The sequence below is a fragment of the Vibrio sp. 10N.261.52.A1 genome, from assembly GCF_002876325.1.
GTDB lineage: Bacteria > Pseudomonadota > Gammaproteobacteria > Enterobacterales > Vibrionaceae > Vibrio > Vibrio chagasii.
On sequence record NZ_MCYD01000449.1, the window covers coordinates 1 to 383 of the forward strand.

A 383-nucleotide genomic window follows, 5' to 3' on the forward strand; every position below is an offset into this window, starting at 1 on the left:
AAATCAAACTCAGCAGCAGCTAAAAGTCTTAGTAGATGCTAAAAACAGCTACGCCGAAGCTGAAAAACAACGTTTATCAGCGAGCGTTATGGCTGATAAAGCGCAAGCTAATCTTGTGTTAGCGGAGGAGCGTCTCAACGACCTCAATAAGCAAAACCAAACTGCGAATGATCAAGCAAGTCAAACCGCGCAAGCTAGAGAGCAGCAATGGCACTCACTCAAAGAGAGCATTGTGGAAACCTCAATTGAGGCACCTGAACTTGAGTACATTGATGCTTGGTTTGCTGAAAAACTGCAAGCCTCAAACACATGGCTGCAAACCAAACAGCAACAGTCTGAACTAGAGAAGCGTTTGATTACCGAATGTGCTGAGCAAAAAACAC

The 383-nt window shown here is 44.4% G+C and carries 1 pseudogene; it reads left to right on the top strand.

The features are described from left to right. A pseudogene (locus tag BCT81_RS05370) lies at positions 1-383 on the top strand (exonuclease SbcC); the annotation flags it as partial.